The sequence below is a fragment of the Coleofasciculus sp. A1-SPW-01 genome (genome assembly GCF_040217205.1).
GTDB classification, from domain to species: domain Bacteria; phylum Cyanobacteriota; class Cyanobacteriia; order Cyanobacteriales; family Coleofasciculaceae; genus Coleofasciculus; species Coleofasciculus chthonoplastes_A.
The window spans coordinates 1-21872 of sequence record NZ_JAVJNP010000176.1 but is presented as its reverse complement, the minus strand read 5'-3'; the positions used below and the strand labels follow the sequence as shown (position 1 = coordinate 21872).

The 21872-nt window shown below is 44.7% G+C and carries 12 protein-coding genes; all 12 read right to left on the bottom strand.

Annotated elements, in window-relative coordinates:
• Window positions 1-475 precede the first annotated feature (475 nt).
• The 12 genes from RH949_RS26195 to RH949_RS26140 all read right to left on the bottom strand — a co-directional run bounded on the left by RH949_RS26195 (window position 476) and on the right by RH949_RS26140 (window position 21865).
• On the bottom strand, window positions 476-3400 hold the full coding sequence (locus RH949_RS26195) for a response regulator (protein ID WP_446357263.1): 2925 nt from the start codon (window positions 3398-3400) through the stop codon (window positions 476-478).
• Between the two features lie 127 nt (window positions 3401-3527).
• Entirely contained in the window at window positions 3528-4712 is a 1185-nt protein-coding gene (locus RH949_RS26190) for a SpoIIE family protein phosphatase (protein WP_446357261.1), read from the bottom strand.
• A 14-nt stretch (window positions 4713-4726) separates the two neighbouring features.
• The gene (locus RH949_RS26185; protein ID WP_446357267.1) at window positions 4727-5110 is read right to left on the bottom strand and encodes a response regulator; all 384 of its coding nucleotides are present in this window, start codon (window positions 5108-5110) and stop codon (window positions 4727-4729) included.
• 450 nt (window positions 5111-5560) lie between these two features.
• Window positions 5561-11032, bottom strand: a complete 5472-nt coding sequence (locus RH949_RS26180) for an ATP-binding sensor histidine kinase (RefSeq protein WP_446357259.1) — start codon at window positions 11030-11032, stop codon at window positions 5561-5563.
• Between the two features lie 136 nt (window positions 11033-11168).
• On the bottom strand, window positions 11169-11729 hold the full coding sequence (locus tag RH949_RS26175; protein ID WP_446357257.1) for a hypothetical protein: 561 nt from the start codon (window positions 11727-11729) through the stop codon (window positions 11169-11171).
• A gap of 251 nt (window positions 11730-11980) precedes the next feature.
• The gene (locus tag RH949_RS26170) at window positions 11981-13078 is read right to left on the bottom strand and encodes an amidohydrolase family protein (protein ID WP_446357255.1); all 1098 of its coding nucleotides are present in this window, start codon (window positions 13076-13078) and stop codon (window positions 11981-11983) included.
• Between the two features lie 56 nt (window positions 13079-13134).
• Complete coding sequence (locus RH949_RS26165; RefSeq protein WP_446357253.1) at window positions 13135-15423, bottom strand: TOMM precursor leader peptide-binding protein; 2289 nt, start codon at window positions 15421-15423, stop codon at window positions 13135-13137.
• Window positions 15424-15968: 545 nt separating this feature from the next.
• Complete coding sequence (locus tag RH949_RS26160) at window positions 15969-17108, bottom strand: sensor histidine kinase (protein WP_446357251.1); 1140 nt, start codon at window positions 17106-17108, stop codon at window positions 15969-15971.
• Window positions 17109-17855: 747 nt separating this feature from the next.
• Window positions 17856-18566, bottom strand: a complete 711-nt coding sequence (locus tag RH949_RS26155) for a response regulator (protein ID WP_446357249.1) — start codon at window positions 18564-18566, stop codon at window positions 17856-17858.
• 623 nt (window positions 18567-19189) lie between these two features.
• Window positions 19190-20095 carry a CoB--CoM heterodisulfide reductase iron-sulfur subunit B family protein gene (locus RH949_RS26150; RefSeq protein ID WP_446357247.1) on the bottom strand — a complete coding sequence of 302 codons (906 nt, stop codon included), beginning with the start codon at window positions 20093-20095 and terminating at the stop codon, window positions 19190-19192.
• 647 nt (window positions 20096-20742) lie between these two features.
• Complete coding sequence (locus RH949_RS26145; protein ID WP_446357245.1) at window positions 20743-20904, bottom strand: hypothetical protein; 162 nt, start codon at window positions 20902-20904, stop codon at window positions 20743-20745.
• Window position 20905: 1 nt separating this feature from the next.
• A complete protein-coding gene (locus tag RH949_RS26140; protein WP_446357265.1) occupies window positions 20906-21865 on the bottom strand; it encodes an MraY family glycosyltransferase in 960 nt (319 codons plus the stop codon).
• Window positions 21866-21872 lie beyond the last annotated feature (7 nt).

The following is a 21872-nucleotide window of genomic DNA, read 5'->3' as shown; positions in this document are numbered from 1 at the left end:
GCGGGTTTTGTTGTTCCGTTATTGGTGGAGTGGGCGGTTTTTGTTGTTCCGTTATTGGTGGAGAGGGCGGGTTTTGTTGTTCCGTTATTGGTGGAGAGGGCGGGTTTTGTTGTTCCGTTATTGGTGGAGAGGGCGGGTTTTGTTTTTCCGTTATTGGTAGGATAGCTGTCTTTAGTCCCTAAACCCGCCCCTACATTCCCTAAACCCGCCCCTACATTCCCTAAACCCGCCCCTACATTCCCTAAACCCGCCCCTACATTCCCTAAACCCGCCCCTACATTCTCTATAACCTGCCCCTACACTTCCTAATTCAGCCGGATGCTGTGAAAAGTAACTCCTCTACTTAAGCTGTTCGGCATTTAAACCTTAATGTCAATAATTGCGAAAGCCTTGTAGTGCGTTTAGCGAAGCCATGCCGCAGGCTTTGCATCTTGCTCGCTACTAATACCCAATTTAAATGCATGACAGCTTAACGCTATTGGGGTCGTGTCCTTTCACAAAGTTTAATGTAATTAAGCGCTGCTCTATCGCGCCAATTAATTTCTACAATATGTTCAAATATTCTCAAGGCTACATCAATTTTATTTTGATTAAAATTAACGATTCCTGCTTCAAATGTAGTTTTAGTATTTTCTTTGAATTGAATGATATACTCCGGTTCTGCATCAAAAATTTCAAAGACTGGAACCAAATGTTTTTTGCCTTTAACCTGTACCTGACCGATAAATCGATAGTGATACTGACTTTGATCCTCTAAACAAAACAAAGTATAACCACTAATTAAAATTGATGCTCCGTAGATTTTGGTCAAATCTTCTAAGCGTGATGCTAGGTTAACCGTATCAGAAATGACTGTAGTTTCCATGCGCTGCTGTTCCCCAATGGTTCCTAACATCAAACTGCCTGTATGTAAGCCAATGCCAATGGTAATCGAGGGATACCCTGCTTTTTCGCGATCGCGGTTATAACGTGTCACCTGTTTTTGGATTTCAATCGCCGCTTTTAAGCCATCATCAGCAGTCTGGGGAAACAGTGCCATGATTGCGTCGCCAATGTATTTATCAATAAACCCCTGATGCTTACGGATAATTGGTCCCACTTGTTTTAAATAAGAATTGAGGAAGTTAAAATTATCCTGGGGAGACATACTCTCCGATAAGGTAGTAAAGTTGCGAATATCCGCAAACATAATCGACATATCCTGCTGCACCTGATCCCCCAAGCGCACATCCACAATGCTTTCATAGCCCAAAAAGCGGAGAAATTCCTGGGGAACAAAGCGCCCATAGGCTCTATTGATATTCGATAGATGTAGGTGAGTCTTAATCCGGGCAATCAGTTCATGCTTGGAAATCGGTTTAGTTAAATAATCATTCGCTCCCAAACTTAACCCTTCCACTAAATCTGAGACTTGTTCCTTCGCCGTCAACAGAATAATAGGCATCTCAGTGGCTGGGAAGCATTGGCGGATTTTTTGGCAGACTTCGTAGCCCGACATTTTGGGCATCATAATATCTAGAATTACCAAATCCGGTTTAAATCCCTGCTCAATTTTAGCTAAAGCTTCTATCCCACTGGTGGCTTGAACAATGGCATAATTATGTACAGATAAGTGATTAGTAACCACCTGCAAATTAATCGGTTCGTCGTCTACCACCAAAATTGTGAACTCGCCCGTTTTAGACATCAGGGGCAACAGTTCACTGGGAAAAGAGTTACTATAGTCCCGCACTTTGGTGATGTCCGTTCTGTATTCTGATGAAGATGCAATCGGTTGGAAACTGAGGGGAAGCGTGAAAATAAATCGCGAACCTTGACCGACTTCTGACTCAACGCGAATCCTACCGCCGTGAAGTTCAATCAGTTGTTTGGTAATACTTAATCCTAATCCTGTCCCCCTAGAGGGATAGGAAACCGAGGCGTTAAGTTGCTCAAAAGATTTAAAAATATCCTCGAATTTATCCGGGGAAATACCAATCCCCGTATCTGCCACCGTTACTTCTGCCATATTTTGCTGCTGGGTGGCTGACACGGTAATAGAACCTGATTCGGTAAACTTAATCGCATTGCCCACCAGATTATACATGATTTGTTGTAACCGATTCTCGTCGCCATCAATGCCAGGGAAATCTGCGGGTATTTCATTGTTTAACTCAAGAGATTTACCCTGAATCAGGGGGCGAGATAGGGTAAGTACCACTTCCGTGATTTGGCGAAAGTCCACCGATTTGCGGTGTAATTCGATATCGTGGTTTTTCAGTTTGGCGAAATCCAAAATATCATTAATGAGGCTGTTCAGGCGCTTTCCACTGGAAACAACCATTGCCAGATTCGCGATTTGCACGGGAGATAGGGAACCCGCCGCCCCATCGATGAGGGATTCAGTAATACCAATAATGCCATTCAGGGGAGTCCGTAGTTCATGGGAGGTATTGGCTAAAAACTCATCTTTGAGTTGGTCTAGGCGCTGCAACGCCGCATTCTGTTGTTCTAAGGCTTGGGTAAACTGAAGCCGTTCTGCTTCAGCTTGCTTGTGGAGACTGATATCTTGAAAAGCCGCGATCGCATAAACGATTTCACCCTGTTCATTATAGATGGGAGTTGCCCAGACTTCCAAGGGAATCACTTGCTCCCCGTGATGAATTTCCATATTATCCACGGTGACTCGTTCCCCCCGTAAGGCTTGCACGATGGGGTTTTTCTCGGTGGGGTAGAGTTGATGGGTTCCCGCCACGTAGATTTGATAAACTTGCGATAATTCTTCAACCGTTGCACCCGGTATCATCCCTTTTCCGACAAGTTGTTGCGCCCGTTGGTTTGCATAGTAGGATTGACCCTCAGCATCAACGACAAATAAACCCACGGGTACAGCTTCCAGAAATTGCGCCAACTGTCTCTCACTCGCCCGTAACTCCTCTTGGATGCGCTGGCGCTCAATCACTTCTTGGCGTAGATTTTCTAATAAGTCGGCTTGTGCCTGCTGTGCCAAATACTCCTGCTGTTGCGCGGCTTTGAGCTGTTGCACATGGTTTAGGGTTTTATGGGTGGTAATGTCTAAATCTTGGAAATCAATGGGTTTGGTGAGGAAGTCAAAGGCTCCCAGATTCATGGCTTTGCGGATATTTTCCATATCCCCATAGGCAGAAAGAATCACAGCTTTAGTGGTGGGATAATCTTGGGCGAGGTGTGTCAGTAAGGTTAACCCATCCATTTTGGGCATATTGATATCGGTTAAAACCATATCAATATCCGGTTGGGCGTGCAGCGTTTCTAAGGCGTCCACCCCGTTATGGGCAAAAATAAACTGGAGTTCTTGACGCCGGATTTTTTTTCTAAACTTCTGGCGGATTAGGAGTTCTAAATCAGGTTCATCATCGACAACCAGTATTTTCGCTGGCATTGTTTTTGCCGGATAAGGATGGACTGTAGAGACGCGCCATGGCGCGTCTGGGGACGCTGGGGGAATTATCAGTTATCAGTTATCAGTTATCCTGTTAACTCTTCCCTGACATAAGACAAATAACCAATCACTGCTGCTTAAGAATAAGTAAGGTAATATCATCATGAACTTTCTGGTTTCCAATATGCTGCCACACTTGGTCAATCACTGCCTGTTTAATCTCACAGGCTGACTTGTGCCAGTTGTTGCTTAAGACTTGACACAGCCGTTCTAGTCCATATTGCACCCCATTGATATCTTCGGCTTCAGTAATCCCATCGGTATAGAGGACAACTCCATCACCGGGATACAATTTTAAGGTTGCTTCCGCCACAAAGTCGGCAATCGCCTCTGCCAAACCAATGGGGAACCCCAAATCAATCGTATCAATTCGCTCAATCCTACCCTCAGAGCGTAGCACAATCATTTGTTCATGTTGTCCACTCACCGTCAGAGTTCCCTGATGATAGTCGATTAAGACCAAGCTTAAGTTCTTGTCGCAGCGCATCCGTTGTAGGTTGTGGTAAATGGTTTGGTTGAGGGTACTGAAAAAATTAACCGTGTTTGTCTCATTATTGACCAGTAATGTCCGCACCGCCGTTTGTACCATCAGCATGAGGACACCACTGGCTAACCCATGACCCGTGATATCGCCGATGCCAATTTTCACCCTGCCATTGTGTTGCAGTACGTCGTAATAGTCTCCCCCGACTTCATCAGCGGGTTGCATATACCCAGCGATATCGAGTCCCTGAATTTGACGCAGTTCTGTCTCTGTGGGTAACAGCATTTGTTGCAGTCGTCGGGTAATATCGAGTTCGGTGCTGAGGCGTAGGTTTTCGGCTTCTAAACGCTTGAGATAGTTTTCTTGGGTTAATGCCTGTTTAATTTGCTGGACATGGTTGAGGGTTTTGTACGTGGTAATTTCTAAGTCTTGAAAATCAATGGGTTTGGTGAGAAAGTCAAACGCGCCTAAGTTCATCGCTGCTCGAATATTGTTCATATCCCCATAAGCGGACAGGATGACAGTTTTAATCGCTGGATAGTCTGCCGCCAGTTTCATCAGCAAAGCTAGCCCATCCATTTGGGGCATATTAATATCGGTTAAAACCATATCAATATCGGAGTCAGCCTGGAGCTTGTCTAGAGCGTCCACACCATTACAGGCAAAGATAAACTGGAATTCTTTGCACCGAATCTTTTTTCTAAATTTTTGACGGATTAGGGGTTCTATGTCGGGTTCATCATCGACAACCAGTATTTTGGCTGGCATGGGTTTCTATTCGGCTAGGTTGTGGATAAATTAAAGATTTTCTCTTTGAGTTGGTCAAAGTCAACGGGTTTATGAATATAATCATCGGCTCCGTATTCTTGGGAAAGGCGATAGTTTTCGTCGTCGCCGTAAGCCGTAATCATAAAAACTTTTAAATTAGGAAAATTGCTTTTGATGGTTTTAAGTAATTCTAAGCCGTTGATCTCCGGCATGTTAATATCTGAAAGAATTAAGACAACACAATTTTCTTTTTTGCTTTCCATTTCCAGATAGTAGAGGGCTTCCTTGGCTGAGAACGCAAAGTGAAATTCAATTTTGCCTTGTCTAATCTCTTTCCTAAATCGTTGTCTAAACAACAACAGAACATCTTTTTCATCATCGACTACCATGACTTTCATCATTTTTCCCTTTCCTCTCAATTTATCAAGAGTGACATAAACTGTTAAGCATTTTCCCCCTCATCCCTTTTGAATTCCCCTCCCGTCCCCCTTTGGAGATCCCCCTCCCGTCCCCCTTTGGAGATCCCCCTCCCGTCCCCCTTTGGAGATCCCCCTCCCGTCCCCCTATTAGATCCCCCTCCCGTCCCCCTTAAAAAGGGGGAAGCCAGTGGATGCTTCGCTTTTTTGGCATGGGGAAGCCAGCGGAGGCTTCGCTTTTTTTGGCACAGGAGAAGGGGAACCGGATTCTCTTGCTCCCCTCTTGCTCCCCTCTCCCAAGCTTGGGAGAGGGGCTGGGGGTGAGGGCTGGCGTGGGTGAGGGGTTGAGCTTAAGTTGACACTAATGTACAGCGGGTCGCCCCTACAGTACACTGTTCAAGACGCGCCATGGTAGACGCGCCCTGGCTACTATTATTGCGGCAAAATCAGCTTAAACTCGGTATACTCGCCCAATTCGGTTGTTACCTGAATCTCCCCTTGATGTTCTCCCACGATGATATCGTGACTAATGGATAATCCCAACCCTGTTCCTTGACCAGTGGGTTTGGTGGTGAAGAAGGGGTTGAATATTTTATCTCGGATGTCTGCTGGGATGCCATTGCCGTTATCTCGAATCCGAATTTCAAGGGTATCCCCTAGATTTTTAGTGGTAACGGAGAGTGTGGGGGTAAATCCTGCGCCAATGGCTTTTTTCTTGTCATGGGCAGCATAACAGGCATTATTGATGACATTGAGAAAGACTCGACTAATATTCTGTGGCACAATACTAACTTGACCAATGGTGGGGTCATAGTGGGTTTCAATGGTGATATTGAACGAGGAATCTTTGGCACGCATACCGTGATAGGCTAGATTAACATATTCGGCTAGAAGTGTGTTGATATCGGTGAGTTGTCGTTCGTTCCCTTGACCCCGTGAATGCATCAGCATCCCGCGCACAATATTGTCGGCGCGTTTGCCATGTTCATTGATTTTCTTCACGTTTTGCCCCAAGTCAGTGAGAATTTCTTCGATGTATTCCGTGCTTTCTGGGTCTAATCGTTCTTTTTGACTGTCGAGTTCTTCTAAGAGTTCTTCGGTTAACTCAGCCGATAGTTCGGCGAAGTTATTGACAAAGTTTAAGGGATTTTTAATTTCATGGGCAATCCCGGCGGTTAATGCACCGAGGGAGGCGAGTTTCTCTTGGGCGATAATTTGGTCTTGGGTGGCTTTGAGTTTTTTCAGGGTAGCGGAGAGTTCCTGATTTTTCTCTTGGAGTTCCTGGGTTCTTTGATCAACTTTAATTTCCAGGTTACGGCTGTAGGCTTCGAGTTGTTGGTAAAGGCGGGAGTTTTCGATGGAGATAGCGGCTTGGGCGGATAGAATTTTTAAGGTTTCGACTCGTTCGGGTGTAAAGGCGTCGGTGGTGAGGTTATTTTCTAAGTAAAGAATACCTGTTAGTTTGCCTTGATTGAGGAGGGGGGTGCAGAGGATGGATTTGGGATGAGTGGCGACAATATAGGAATCACGGGTAAATTGTCCTTCATGGGTGGCGTCATTGAGGACAATATTCTCCTTGGTATGGATGACGTAGTTGATGATAGCAGTTGACAGCAGGGGTAACTGGGTGTCATGATCAACAGCGTCTACAGGACGCGATCGCAAGATATTAACGGCTTCTGAATCCACGATACCTTCGGCTTCAATTACCCATTTCCCTTGCTCACTCTCTGGTTCAATTTGGGATTGTAAAATCAGAAAGCCTTTTTGTGCGCCTGCATTCTCAATGGCAATATTCATCAGTTTCGCCAGTACCTTATCCAGCATAATTTCACTGGTGAGGGTTTGCGAGGCTTTCATCACCGTTGACAAATCCAAGGCTTGAGCATTACTCCCTGATGTAGAGATTCGGGTGCTAATCCCTTTACCCTCAGTTCGATGGGTTGTACCAACTAAAATTTGCGGATATTCAACTTCCAAGGCTTTAACTTTAGCTTTAGCACCCCAGCGCGTGTAGCAGTGGTGGGCGTTTTTTAGGTAGAGTTTACCGATTTCGTCTCTACCTAGGGAGAAATAAAACTCCGCCGCCCGTTCGTAAGCGATGGCTTCTTCGTGGATGAACCCTTGTTCCCTAGCCCCACGAATCGCGCGATCATAATGTTCCATGGCTGGGATTTGTTGACCCAAAACTCGCGCTCGTTCAGCTTCCACGAGTTCATATTTATTTTGATAATTGCTTGGCGCGTAGTGCGCCAATTTTTTCATCCGTTTCTGATTTGACGCTACTTTTTTCGAGAAGTTAGACTTATCCTGTTTTGTGGCTTGAGGATACAGAGCCATCAGTGAGAGAGAACCATAAAAGTTTTGCTGAGTCACAAACATAAATGCCGCCGCTGATTTCTCATACTTTTCCCCTAGACGGTAATTCGCTAAAGCTTCACCATAGTCTTTAAGTAAGTAGCAAACAAAGGATTGAGCAAAATAGAAAAAGAACAATGTACAATCGTTTTTAGTTTGAATTAAAACAGGCAAACTTTCTTTTTGATTAAATGCATCGCCTGATACTATAAGTGGATTGGCGGATTGATTGATCAAATTTAATATTACTTGTCTACATATATTTATATAGTAGGCAGAGTAATATTGTTTGTATTTGATTGCTGTATCAGCATAAATCGCTGATTCTTTATTTGTAACTTTTAAGTTATGTCCAGCAAAAAACAGATGAATGCAATAATTTATAGAAGCATAACAGCCATATTCTAAGTCTCCATTTTCAATTCCGTCATTGAATCCTTCCCGCAACGGCTCTATTGTGTTTTTTACGTCATCTTTCCAATGCCTAATCATCGAGTTAAAATTATGAGAAACAAGGGCTTTTAATTGACGATTATCAAACTTATTTAACAGACTTAAAGACAATTGACCAAATTGATATCCAGAATCAATATCTTCTACAACTCCGCATAAATATACACCATAGATTACATAACCTCCAGCGGATAGACCTGAATTTCCATATTTTAGATAGAAATTGATTAGACTCAAGACAACCAAAATAAACAGTTGAGGATTAGTAATATAAGTAGGAGAGGCAAGATTGAGTAATATTCGTATCGCTGAGAGTTGATAAGGATCGGTCATTTCTGGCAAATTTGTTAAATCTTGAATTGATTTATCACTTAAAAATAATTCTATAGATTTTTGTTCTTGTTCAATCCTACGTTGACTTGGTGTGTGAGGAAGGTTAATTCCTAGCATCTCCAGAACAGACAATGCCATCTCGATCGCTGACTGTAGATTAAGTTGCGATATATCTGATTGAATCTTCAACTCATACACTTTAATTTTATCAAGGAGAGTTTTAGCCTGTTGGAGGACAACAGCAAAAAGCCTTTCGGCTTCCTCAAAGTTAGCGCTTAAATAGTGAGATTCGACAAGTTCTACATGGATAGATAGAGTCAAGTCATATTGCTCTTGCCAGCTATCTATCGCCAATAATTCAAGCGCCCTGGTTAAATACTTAACAGCTACTTCATAAGCTGTTGCTATTTTGGCTTTTTTGCCAGCCATTAAATTTAATTGAGCTAATTCATATTTTTCTGTCTGTTCACTAATTAACTCAGCACCGATATTTAACTGATTAACAATATCAAAAATCTTTTCTTCCAGTTCATCTGACTTGGTATTCTTCCAGAGCAAGTGACCGACTTTTAGATGAATTTCCTTTTTTATATCTCCGGGAATCAAAGCATAAGCCGCTTGCTGCACTCGGTCATGTAAAAATTTGTACCTGATCGCGTATGACTCATTTTGAATAAAAGATTGCCATATATCTGAGTTAATCTTTGATTCCACCTCGGGATGCCAAAGCAGGGGAGTTTTGTAATCGCCACTTAGAGGCACAATCAATCCGGCTTCTAGGGCTGACCATAGCTGAGTGGCTGTTTCTGATAAAGATGTGCCATTGACAACCGAGAGAACGTCCAAGTTAAATCGGTTTCCAATACAAGCAGCTAACTTTAATATAGTTTGCGTCTGACTGTCTAATTTTTCTAGCTTACCAACCATTAACTCAACTACATTGTCCGTTATTTCGACTAATCGAATTTGCTCAATATCCCACTGCCAACGGCTCACATTGAGGTTAAATGACAATAATTTTTCTGTGTATAGATACTGGAGGAGTTGAGTCAGGAAGAAAGGATTTCCGTTGGTTTTGTTGAACAGCAAGTCAGCTAATAGGCTTGAATCTTCTCTTGAACAGTTGAGCGTATCAGAAACTAATTGATTGACGTGGTTAATATCCAAGGGCTGAAGATTAATCGTACTCACCTGCTCCCCAGTGTCCTGTATCTGCTCTAGGGTTTGAATTAAAGGATGGGTTGCATTAACCTCGTTATCTCGATAGGCTCCTATCATTAACAGATAATGGCTATCCCTATTATTCATTAGTAACTTAATCAACTTTAATGAAGCCGTATCCGCCCACTGAAGATCATCCAGGAAGATAACCAGGGGATGTTCCTGAGTGGTAAAAACACTAATAAATTTTTGAAACACTAAGTTAAATCGATTTTGAAACTCCACTGAACCCAACTGAGGGACTGGAGGCTGTACGCCAATAATTCGCTCTACTTCAGGAATAACATCAATAATAATTTGACCATTACTGCCAAGGGCAGCTAACAGCTTCTGTTTCCAAGTTTGCAGTTTTGCTTCAGATTCGGTCAAAAGCTGCTGAATTAACTCCTGAAAAGCTTGAGTTAGGGAAGCATAAGGAATATTGCGTTTCAATTGGTCAAATTTACCGGAAATAAAATAACCTCGCTGTCGGACAATCGGCTTATGAACTTCATTCACTAAAGCTGACTTGCCAATACCGGAATAACCCGCCACCAGAATGATTTCCTTCGCGCCTTGACTCACACGCTCAAAGGCATCTAAAAGTTGGACAACCTCTTCCTCTCGTCCATAAAGTTTTTGCGGAATTTGAAATTTATCTGAAACATCTTGCTGACCTAGATGAAATTCGGCAATATGACCGCTCGTTCCTAATTGATGCAAGCAAGTTTCTAAATCGGCTTTGAGTCCCCAAGCACTTTGATAGCGGTCTTCTGCTGTTTTTGCCATGAGTTTCATGACAATATCTGAAATTGGCTTCGGCACATAAGTGTTATGGCTCGTCTCTAGATTATCTTCTGATTTCTCTTTCAATAGATGAGGTGGAATCGGTTGCTTGGCAAGATGACCATGCACCAACTCCATTGCATCAGTGGTTGCAAAAGGAAGTTGGTGAGTGAGAAGTTCATAGAACGTAACCCCCAGAGAATAAAAATCAGTTCGATAATCAATCACTCGATTCATTCTACCTGTTTGCTCTGGGGAAATATAGGCTAACGTTCCTTCTAAGTGATCGGGATTCCGAATGGTTTGATTTTCCCGCGATAAAAGGGACGAAATCCCAAAATCGATGAGTTTCAGTTGTCCAGTTTTGGGGTTATAGACAATATTCGATGGGTTAATGTCCTTATGAATAATATTAGCAGTATGAATAGCACCCAAGCTATCCGTAATTTTTATAAAAATCGTTAGTAATTCTTCTAGCTTAAATTTCCCTTTTAATAGATTTAAGGATTTTCCGCCAAAGTCTTCAAATAAAATAACCAAGCTATTCTGATATCTTTGCAGATCATACGCCTTAATCACACCCTCTACATTTAAGGCTTGAGTGATTTCATATTCCTGCTTATATTGGGTGATTTCGGTCAGCGTCGGATAGTCGTTTTTCAGAATTTTTAGAATAATAGGTTGATGATTGTGTCGAACAATCGCCTGATAGACTAAGGAATGAAGGCTTTCGTGAATTTTGGTGAGAATCTGATAGTTAGCAACAGAAGTCATGGTTTAATTTTCCTAAATCAAGAACAATCCAGAAGAAAAAACAACAGGGTTCATTTCTACCTGATCTAGAATGAACCCTGAATCTTAAAAGTTGCAATGCAAATGCAATTTGGACTGAACGACAATGCCAATTAAATTATGAACATGTTGTCGGTATATAGGGATAGGGGGGAAAGGGGTTTTCAATTAAACCATTTCCATCCTCTTGTATGGGGGCGTTTACCCAACTTTGGATCTGATCAAGAGTTACGGTGAATTCACTCAATGCTGGTCGTGGTGGGAACGGCAAAACTATCGTAAAATAAGGAGGCTTTTGGTCTAAAACAGCTTGGTGATTATCGATTACCTTACCATCAAATGTCTCCCAACTGACCTCAAAGCGATAGATTTGAATTTCATCAGGGTCAAAAATGCATTTATTCCACAGATCGGGCTTTTGTCCTGTCAACAAGGCTCTCAACTCAGAATCGTCGTGTCCTGTGGAGAAACTTGTGAATATTTCTCGAATCTGCGTCGCTTTCTCTCCCTCTAACCAGGCGCTAGCAATAAGCTGCGAAAGGAGTTTAGATTGCTTTAACCACTGATGGACAAATGACTCGTAGTTCTGGATATGCTTTTTTGATTGTTGAACTTTTTTATCACAGCTTGTTTTATGATTATGCCACCCTCTTAGCTGTTGTGCTGTCCATTCTGCCATTCGTTATTTCCTCCACGTCTATTTATTATTGCCTATTGTTGACTGGAATTCAATAATTTATGCCAAGGAACACTTATAAATTTGAGTAATCCCCTAGCATGAGCATTCCAGACCAACTGAAAATTAGTTTGAGATAAAACATTATTTACTATAGCCGCAGCTATTGCAATATTTCGATACATTACTTCAAACTTATAGTCATATTCCCAAGTATTCCCAGAAACCGGGTTTCTTTACCGATGCCCTAGCAATTACCCATCAGTTGCACCAACCAGTCCATAGAAACGCACCGGATTTTCCCAGAGAATCTTCCGTACCGTTTCCTCACCCAATTGAGCCTCCAGCGCCACTGCTCTTTCTACAATATCCGGCTTGTGATCAATATGGGGATAGTCAGAGCCAAAAATCAAGGACTGACAACCGATAAACTTGATAATTTCACCTAGATACGGTTCAGACGGCTCTATCTCAATAAAGCACTGGCGACGGAAATACTCCGAAGGCTTGATTTTAACTGTCTCCTTCACCTCCCACCCTAACTCCTCATACTCTTGATCCAGTCGCCATAACCAATAGGGTAACCAACCACAACCCGACTCCAGAAACCCCACCCTCAGCCGAGGATGGCGTTCTAACACCCCTCCTTCAATCAGCGCCAACAGCGCCATCATCTGTTCCATCGGATGAGAACAGGCGTGCAGGGCAAAACGGGTATAAAATCGATCTGATCCAGTCGTGGGTAAGCGTCCGTGAGTGGCTTCATGAATGCCTACTGCGATCCCCAATTCCTCACACATTGTCCAAAACGGCTCATAATCGGGATCACTTAATAGCCGCCCTTTAATCGGGTTAGGGCGCAAATAAACCGCCTTCCAGCCAAATCCGGCAATCCGCTGCAATTCTGACACCATGTCTTGGGGATCATGGAGATTAATCGCTCCCACACCTCTAAGCCGTTGGGGGTCATAACTGCAAAAATCTCGTAACCAATTATTATAAGCACGGGTAAATGCCCCAGCCAATGGCGGTTCCATCTTATCGATGGCTAATAGCCACAATCCGTAAGTGGGATAGATAAACGCCACATCAATCCCCATTTGCACCATGGCTTGAACATGAGACTCCGGATCAAAATCACTCAATAACGATTGGGGATGAGCCTGCATTACCTGCTGATTCCCCACCTGGCGCACCTGATCCGAGAGTTTCTCGACAATCTCTTCCCCCTGAATTTTCATCTCCGGTGAGGGCGCAAAGCGTTTAAATGCAGGTTCGAGGTAGTTTTGCCACATTGAACTGGGTTCGTAGACGTGGGAGTCTGCATCAATGATTGGATAGCCGTTGAGCATAGTTCATTGGTTATTGGTCATTTGTCATTGGTCATTTGTCAGGGTTTGAGGCGTATTCACATCCACATCGGGAATGGATTGAGTTCATTTTCCGGAAGCGGCGCTGTCAGCCACCCCAATTCTACTGGAACCTGATATAACCGCCCCGAACCCAATCGTTTCCAAAAGTGGCGCATTCCGGGAACAATCACTTTAACAACCTTGAGTCCAATATCAGGACGAGTCTGATCCAGCACCAGCAATTCCATCCCCCGATTTTCAACGATTTGCTGACAGCGAATCACATCATCTTTGAGGTCATCACTCCACACTTGCGGATAATCTGACTGTACCTTGACCGCCATAGTCTCATCCGCAACTAAATAAGGCTGATTCGCCACCGTTGCCATTTTCCACCAGTTCAGCGCCATCGGATCAGCCCCAGGATTATACAATGTACTACCATCAGCATTTGCCCTTAACACCGAAGGGAGAATCTGATTCACCTCCGTCAACGCCCGTTGAATAGCAATTTTCGGGTCAAAATGAGCGCCGTACCCCAAAATGATATCTTCCACCGCGCGATCGCATCGCCGACTAATCGCCGCAAAGACGGGAATATTCAAATCACTGGTAATATCCAGCACCCAGAGTTCCCGATGCAGGCTTTGGTAATACTCGTTTAATTGATAAAAATAGGGGTCATCAAAACTCTCTAAATCAACCTTGGCGCGTTGAATCCGGTTATACCACCATAACGCCACACTATCCCGTTCCACTAATTCCATAAACCCTTGCAGGATCGCTTCTTCCAGCGTATTTCCCGCCGCACACCCATTAGAATCTGCCCAACACTCCGCTGTTTCGGCTTGGGGATAGCCATAATAACAATACGCTGTCGGCAGATATTTAAACCCCTGATCCGTTAACGACCAAACTGGCGTCCATTCTCGCTCTCGTTCCTCGTCAAAGGGTTCGGGAACCTTTTGAAACCACCCCACACAGTTACTATTCCACTCCTGACGAGTTTCATATTGACTCGGGCTAAAATTCATACAGGTATTCGGATGAATCGCGCGATCGCCTAGCGTTTGATAACTCCCGTTTTCCCGAATTTCGTCCCCCTGAAACACCCCAGAATAGCGTTCAATCGCCTCACAAAACCCACTGGCTTTGGCTTGAGCATCCGTGCGCCCTTTTCCCGCACTGCGACCCCCAAGATTTTGGCGTAAGGTGTTGAGATCATCAAACAGTGTAGCGAAATGATGCTTGGCGATATAAGTATGAGTTAAATGATTGACACCTGTCTCTAACCGAGTCAATTCTCGCACAACACCGGTAATCGGACTCAGGTGATGGTGATAGGTTTTCAGCGTTTCTTCCGGTGAACAATAACGATGTCCGCCATCGGTGGTAAAACGCTTCTTTCGGTGTCCCAGAATAATCGGTAAGGGTTTACGGTTCAACTGCTGATTCAATCCACAACTGGGACATTGCGGACGCTTCACTAAACGATGATTTCGGGTGTCTAAAGATAAGGTATCGTGAGTCACCAGAACCCCGGTTAACCGTTGATTTTCGCCCTGAACAATCCATTTAAAGAGTTCCGTTGCTGCCATTCCCCAAGCCGTTTGGACGCTAGCCGGAAAAGAGGTTAAAGGAATCGGTATCGGTGTAGAACAGTTCTGCTGGTTTTGAATAAAGCGTTCTATCGGTCTGTTATCCCGTAACCGTTGCGCTAAACAGTGCCAGCAGCCCGTTTTCTCTGGCTGAATAATCGGTCCAATCCAAACCATCGTTCCCACGGGTTTAACCAGCATCCAGGGGCGTTGAGATTGTAAAGCGTTTTGATTGAATGCGTCTAAATCAACGTGTAAATAGTCATCGGTTAAAACGACATCAATCTCTCCCTGATCCGCCACTTGAATCTGTAGGGATTCCAGCGTCGATAGGAACTCAGAACTGGCTAGAGAACCCAAACAGCTTACGGCTACTTTTGTCCTTTGTAATCGCTGGTAAGCCTGCTGAACCTCAACATTTAGCATCTCGCAGAAGCTGGCTAAATGATCGGGCAATAGAGACTCACTTTCTACAATATACCCTTTCTGTTCCATCTGCATCAGGGCGTGTCGCGCCATGACGCTAGTATTAAGCATCTCTTGAAATGAAATCGTTTCTGACGGTAGATCCTGAAGAACTTGATCAATAATGTCTTCAACCGTATGATGCCCATCGATTAACGGGACTAATTGTTGATAGAGATGGCGATTGAGTTGAATCGAACCTCGCTCTGACAACAAAAATACTGTTTCTGGTTCAACCGTTTCCACCTGAAAGCATTGTTTCAATCTGGGCTTATTCAGCATATTTATTAAAGATAACTGTGACTCGTCCGTACTTGGGTAGGAACCTACAAATCCGCACCATGAACGCTCAGGATTCGACATGTTTACCCATTAACTGCGTTAATTATTAGATGGCGAAATAAATTTGTCAAGAAGTACCTTCTGACACAGGACGTTGAGGAGAGGGCGACCCGAGTAAATTAAGTGAATTAGAGTTGTTAATTAGTGCAAGCGGGTCGCCCCTACAGGGAGACCACAGGTATTTTTTTCATTCTTCATCCATAACGGGCGCGATCACCTGCGGGGAATTTATTAACTGATTTTCCGTTTTATAGCAATCGCCATAGCGGTTAGGACGCATCACTTAGTAGAGACGTCATGCAACGTCTCTACTATTTCAATCATAAAGATTGTCAGGATTACAACATTTGTAGCAATTATTGAAATTGTAGATTTTAGGGGCGAGTCGCTGCTCAAATATGGCGGTGTTAAAATTAACTTGTCTCGACTCGCCCTAGCTTAAATGTAGCGAAGGAACTGAATCTCTGTTTACCTTGACACAAAAGTCACGCCAATGGCAGATAAAACCGAAACGTACTACCGATCCCTAACTGACTTTCCACCTCAATCTCACCTCCTTGCAATTCCACCAACCGCTTTGATATCGCTAACCCTATCCCCGTTCCTCCAGTGTGAGGATTGCGCGATTTTTCCGCCCGCCAGAACCGTTCAAACACATGAGGGAGATCCTCTGGGGCAATTCCCATACCCGTATCGGTTACCGCAATCCATAACCTAGGAATAATACCTTTTATTCCATGCCGTTCTACCCACACCCGAACCGTAATTTTACCCGTTTGAGTATGGCGAATAGCATTCCCTAAAAGATTCATCAGTACCTGTTCAAGTCGGTCACTATCCGCCAATACTCGCGGCAATTTCTCCGGACAATCTAACTGCAATGCAGGACCTTCTTCCAACACCTGATCCGTAAACTTTTGTACCAGTGATTCTAACAAGGGACGCACATTTACGGGTTCAACTTTGATTGGCAGATAACCCGCTTCGGCTTTCGAGAGTTCCTGTAAATCGTTAATTAACCGTTCCAATCGGCGCGTTTCTTTTGCCAACTGGTGATACATCGCAGGCGTTGCGTCCATCCGTTGTGTAGCCAGTTCTTCTAAATAACCTCTTAGTACCGTCAGTGGGGTTCGTAGTTCATGAGTCAAATCACTGACTAAATCTCGTCGCCGCTGTTCCACATCTTCTAAACTCACCGCCATTTGATTAAAACTGGTGGCGAGTTGATTAATTTCAGGAATTTCACTGGGGGGAAGTCGTTTATCTAGCTTCCCTGCTGCAAATTGTTGGGTAATATCTTCAATTTGAGTCAGGGGTTTGACGATGCGACGAGACAACCAATAACTAAGTCCTCCTGCTGCCGTCGTGCCAACAATAACTGACCAAAATGTGCCGCGATTCCATGCGGTTTGAAATCCTTGTAGTAGAGAGGTACGAGCAACGCGAAAGATAACTCCTTTGCCTTCTAATTGTTGCAGATGCAAAATAAAGAAGCGCGGCGAAGATAGTTTACTAATAATTAATAGGGAACCCACGCCGACAATCATCACCAACAAATGGGAGAGAAACAGGCGCGAGACTAAGGGTAAGGATTTGCGGCGGCGACGTAAACCGGTTTTACTCATGGGGTTCGATAAAATTTTGGCTTTGTGGGCTTGGCTTAAGGCTTAAGTGAAGCCCTGAACTAAAGTTCGGGCTAAAAGCTAAAACCCGTTAAAACGGGTTAAAAGAACCTAGTGCAAGAAGGCAGAAATAACTGAACAGCTAATATCTCCCCCCGCTTCCCCTGCTCCCTCTGCTCCCCCTGCTTCATCGTATCTACGAAGCTGCTCAAGTATTTTTATGCCCGCTGCACTAGCCTAGTAGGTAATTCTTCATGAAGAGTCCCCTACAGACGGTCGGATCGCCCGCTTTGGTGTTTCTTTACAGGCAGGGGTTCTGAACTGTTGCGGGTTTGCATTGTAGAAAAACCAACCCGGTTTTCAGCCAATGTTGGTTAATGGAAGACTACTCAAAAGTCGAAACCAATACTACAACAAGCTAAAAGCTTTCCTTCAAAGCAACCTACCAGCCGAAAGCCGAACCAGTATTAAGCTGTCATGCATTTAAATTGGGTATTAGTAGCGAGCAAGATGCTCAATGTAGCGAGCAAGATGCTCAATGTAGCGAGCAAGATGCTCGCACTACACGGCTTTCGCCATTATTGACATTAAGGTTTAAATGCCGAACAGCTTATCAAGGTAGTTATTCAAGAGGAAAGTTACACATCAAAAACATCAGCTATTGACTTAGAGCTTCCATCAAAGCAATCAAAATATGCTGGGAAGCGGGTTAACCCAGTATGAAAGACTAAACTACAAGTTTCTATAAGTTTAGTCTACACGGTTATCTTCAAATTTATAACCAACACCGATAACCGTCTTAATAAAGGTCGGATTACTGGGGTCCGGTTCTATTTTTTTCCGCAACCGGGCGACATGGGTATCAACCACCCGTTCATCGCCAAAGAAGTCATTCCCCCACAGCTTATCAATCAGTTGAGTACGATTCCAAACTCGACCGGGTTGACTGGTAAAGGTTGCCAACAGATTAAATTCTAACGTGGTTAAATCCAGGGGTTCTGATTCCCCAGACTCTAGTTGGCGACTGGCTGTATGTTGATCCACATCCACTGTAAAATGTTGGGTACGGTAGACGAGGGACTGTCCACTGTGACGTAAACTACGCCGCAATAGCGCCCGAACTCTCGCCACCAGTTCGGTAGGGCTAAAGGGTTTGACGAGGTAATCATCCGCACCCGTTGATAGCCCAATTACGCGGTCAATTTCCTCTCCCTTCGCCGTCAGCATTAGAATATAGGGGTCTTTGGGTCCCGGTTTTTGGCGAATTCTGGCGCAAACTTCCAGTCCATCCAATCCAGGTAGCATTAAGTCGAGAATAATTACATCCGGTTGCTGAGTTTGGAAGGCTTGAATGGCGGCTAGTCCATCGCGACAGGAGTAGCAGGTGAAACCTTCCCGTTCTAGGGTAAGTTGGATGAGTTTGGCGATTTCCGCTTCGTCTTCAACGATTAAAATATCCATAAAGCATCTTGGCGACTGGACGTCACAGCTACACAAACTTTCGTCCGCCTGCGCGGACTGAATTATAAAGGGGGTAGTCAATCCGGATTTGGTATTAGACGCCGCATTGGGGATGGCTTTTGCCTGTGCTTGTTTCTACGATACCTCATCCCCATTCATCAGACGACAGCGAGGAAGCCCAACACTACTGCAAGGGATAGGGGAGCATGTTCCAGATGCGCCATGGCGCGTCTGGGGAGAATAAATGAAATTAGATCTCGCGGCGAGCAGGATTGGGAAGCCCAAGTTTTGTTGAGGAGGGGTTGATTCATGAATCGTTGTTTTTGTCAAGACAAAACGAATAGGATCAGGGCGGTTTTTTTCGGCTTATTATATTTTTATCTCATCCTTGTAGTGCGAGCATCTTGCTCGCTACTAATACCCAATTTAAATGCATGATAAGTAGTCGGACAAAAGTTGAGTAAAGGGCGACCCGACCCCATTGAATGGACTGGTGTTGTTAATTAGGTCAAGCGGGTCGCCCCTACAGGGGAATTATAAATGTTGCTTTCATCCGTTGCCGATGCGATCGCTAATTTAGATCCCCAACCTTCAAGAAGTCGAGGATCGGGTAGGGGAATGGATTATAAGCCCAATTTCTCTAAAACAGGTTTGGTGGAGACAATATGCTTACTCAACCCCAACTGCTTGGGCGGAATCCCTAGCGCCAAAGCCACCAATTGCGGTAAATGTAACACCGGTAATCCCAGCTTACGCTCAATTACCTTTTCCACTTCCGGTTGACGAGAGTCAAGATTCAGGTGGCACAATGGGCAAGGTGTTACCATACAATCCGCCCCCGCGTCAATGGCTTCTTGGATATTTTTCCCTGCCATTTGGAAGGATTGCTCAGTCGCATAACTGGCAATGGGCCAACCACAACATTGGGTTCGTCCACGATAATAAACCGGAGTTGCGCCAACGGATCGGAATACATTTTCCATCGATTCGGGGTGAAACGGGTTGTCGTAGGGTATTGTGGTTTGTCCTCGCAGCAAATAACAGCCATAGAACGCAGCACATTTTAACCCGCTTAACTTTCGGGTAACCCGTTCTTGTAAGGCGTCTAGTCCATAATCTGTGACTAACGCCCACAGCAGGTGTTTGACTTCGCTATTCCCTTTATAAGGGGAACAGCCCTCTTTTTTCAGTAAGCCATTAATTTGCTCCACGTAACCCGGATCAGTCTGTTGAAAGTCCTTTAAGCGTTCATCCACATGACCAATCACCCCCTGACAGGTGCTGCAATGGGTTAACAGGGGCAGATCCAATTCCTCCGCCAAGGCAATATTACGGGCATTTACAGTATCTTCCAGCAATCGGGAATCTTCCTTAAATGTGCCAGAACCGCAACAGGAAGCTTTTTTCAGTTCAATCAGTTCAATGCCCAAGGCTTGAGTCAGGGCGGCGGTGGATTGGTACAATTCTCGGCAAGCGCCTTGGGCGACACAACCGGGAAAGTAAGCGTATTTTAAGGTTTGAGATGGCATAGCAGTTAATCTGGATTCTCAGGATCAATTATCCCATCGCTCATCCTAATGGGTAGCGTTGGCAATGTTGGAATTTTTGGTTGAGTAAAGGGCAACCCGATCCCATTGAGTGGATACAGGCGTTGATTGGTGCCGTGCGGGTTGCCCCTACACGAACTGTTGGGGATCGCCTCCACCCTTGATATACCATCTTACTTTTCACGGGATCTGGAATACCTCTCTCCAAACCTCTCTCCTGCAAGGAGAGAGGCTTTGAATTCTCCCCCTTGCGTGCAAAAAAAAAGTGAAAAGTCAGGATATACCGTAGTGGCTTGGCAAGCTTAAAATTGTAGGTAAAGATGATGAAGTTTCATCCGAGCATCTTCGGTTGTGAATTGCCATTTAACTTTCGTATTTTCCTGATTTCGTTCTTCTTGCCAGTGCGCCAATTCGGTTTTTAAAATATCCGCTGTAGCTATCCGCCTATCTAGACATTGCTGGGGAGCAACGTTTCGCGATCGCGAGATAGACCGTAGTGGCGTGACACAGCTAAAATTGTGGAATAGATTTGACGTTTAAACCGGGCGCACGCCATGCGCCCCTACAATTCTAATCCACCAAATAAGGTGTGCCACGCCAGTAGGGTGGGCATTGCCCACCAGCCTTAATCAGTATGCCATTCGACTGAGAACAATGATTTTGCCGACATTATACTGGGAAGCAACGTTTCGCGATCGCGAGATGATGGATTGAGCCTGAATCACCCGTCTGATTAGGTGAGTTAGATCCCCGACTTCTTCAAGAAGTCGGGGATCTGGTAGGGGCGACATTTTAAACGATCGCTCTTGTCGCCTGGAGATACATTTCCGCGATCGCAAGTCCTATCAGTACCCCGATTAAACTGAACCAACTCCCCAGAGTCCCTAGAGTGGTGATGAATAGGATAATTATACTGGTGGCGATGAGGTAGGTGAGAGCGACTTGGCGATGAGTCCAACCCGATTGCTGAAGCCGCTGGTAAAGGTGGCTACGATGCCCTTTAAAGATGTTTTCTTGGCGGATCAGGCGACGGATAATAGTGTAGATGGCATCAGCGGTGAGGGGGAGGGTTACAGCCAGAGCAGACCAGGCTTGCACGGGATTAGGGCTGTTGAGCAGGGCGATGGCTACACTGGCTCCCAAGACGGTGCTACCTGCATCGCCCATAAAGATTTTCGCCGGAGACCAATTCCACCAGAGAAAACCTAGGAGGGCGGCGACAAGCAGCCAGAATAGGGGTTGATTGAGATAAAACGCCAAGAATGCCATCTGGAGGGCGGTCACACTGGCAACCAGACCATCTAAACCATCCATAAAGTTGTAGAAGTTAATTAGGGCGGTGATGCCAATCAGGGTGAGTGCGATCGCGATTATTTGACCGACTAGACCGAAGTTAGGGAGCCAGGGTAGGGGGAAGGAACCGAAACACGCGATCGCGAGGCTGGCGACGGACAGATGCACTAGGTAGCGTATTCTGGCGGGAAGCCCTTGGCGATCATCAATGATACCAATGATGGCTAAGGGAGTTAGGATGAGCCACAGGAAGGTTGGGTTGGGGTTAATTAAGGGGTGGGGTAGAAGTTGAGGAAAATAACGGGCGAATAGAGTGGCAATTAATCCCGTTATGGCAAACGCCAGGATGAAACCCAAGCCACCGCCACGGGGAGTCGGTTGGGTATGGGAACTGCGATCGTTGGGGATGTCTAGTAAGTGGTTGCTGAAGCGTCGTTTAATGATATTGGTCAGGAGGATACTCGCC

Bases quoted from the DNA above. Each gene is read 5' to 3' on its own strand.
- RH949_RS26185 (WP_446357267.1), bottom strand. From the start codon at position 5,110: ATGAAAGTCATGGTAGTCGATGATGAAAAAGATGTTCTGTTGTTGTTT.
- RH949_RS26165 (WP_446357253.1), bottom strand. From the start codon at position 15,423: ATGCTGAATAAGCCCAGATTGAAACAATGCTTTCAGGTGGAAACGGTT.
- RH949_RS26155 (WP_446357249.1), bottom strand. From the start codon at position 18,566: ATGGATATTTTAATCGTTGAAGACGAAGCGGAAATCGCCAAACTCATC.
- RH949_RS26170 (WP_446357255.1), bottom strand. From the start codon at position 13,078: ATGCTCAACGGCTATCCAATCATTGATGCAGACTCCCACGTCTACGAA.
- RH949_RS26175 (WP_446357257.1), bottom strand. From the start codon at position 11,729: ATGGCAGAATGGACAGCACAACAGCTAAGAGGGTGGCATAATCATAAA.
- RH949_RS26150 (WP_446357247.1), bottom strand. From the start codon at position 20,095: ATGCCATCTCAAACCTTAAAATACGCTTACTTTCCCGGTTGTGTCGCC.
- RH949_RS26190 (WP_446357261.1), bottom strand. From the start codon at position 4,712: ATGCCAGCCAAAATACTGGTTGTCGATGATGAACCCGACATAGAACCC.
- RH949_RS26145 (WP_446357245.1), bottom strand. From the start codon at position 20,904: ATGTCGCCCCTACCAGATCCCCGACTTCTTGAAGAAGTCGGGGATCTA.
- RH949_RS26160 (WP_446357251.1), bottom strand. From the start codon at position 17,108: ATGAGTAAAACCGGTTTACGTCGCCGCCGCAAATCCTTACCCTTAGTC.
- RH949_RS26195 (WP_446357263.1), bottom strand. From the start codon at position 3,400: ATGCCAGCGAAAATACTGGTTGTCGATGATGAACCTGATTTAGAACTC.
- RH949_RS26180 (WP_446357259.1), bottom strand. From the start codon at position 11,032: ATGACTTCTGTTGCTAACTATCAGATTCTCACCAAAATTCACGAAAGC.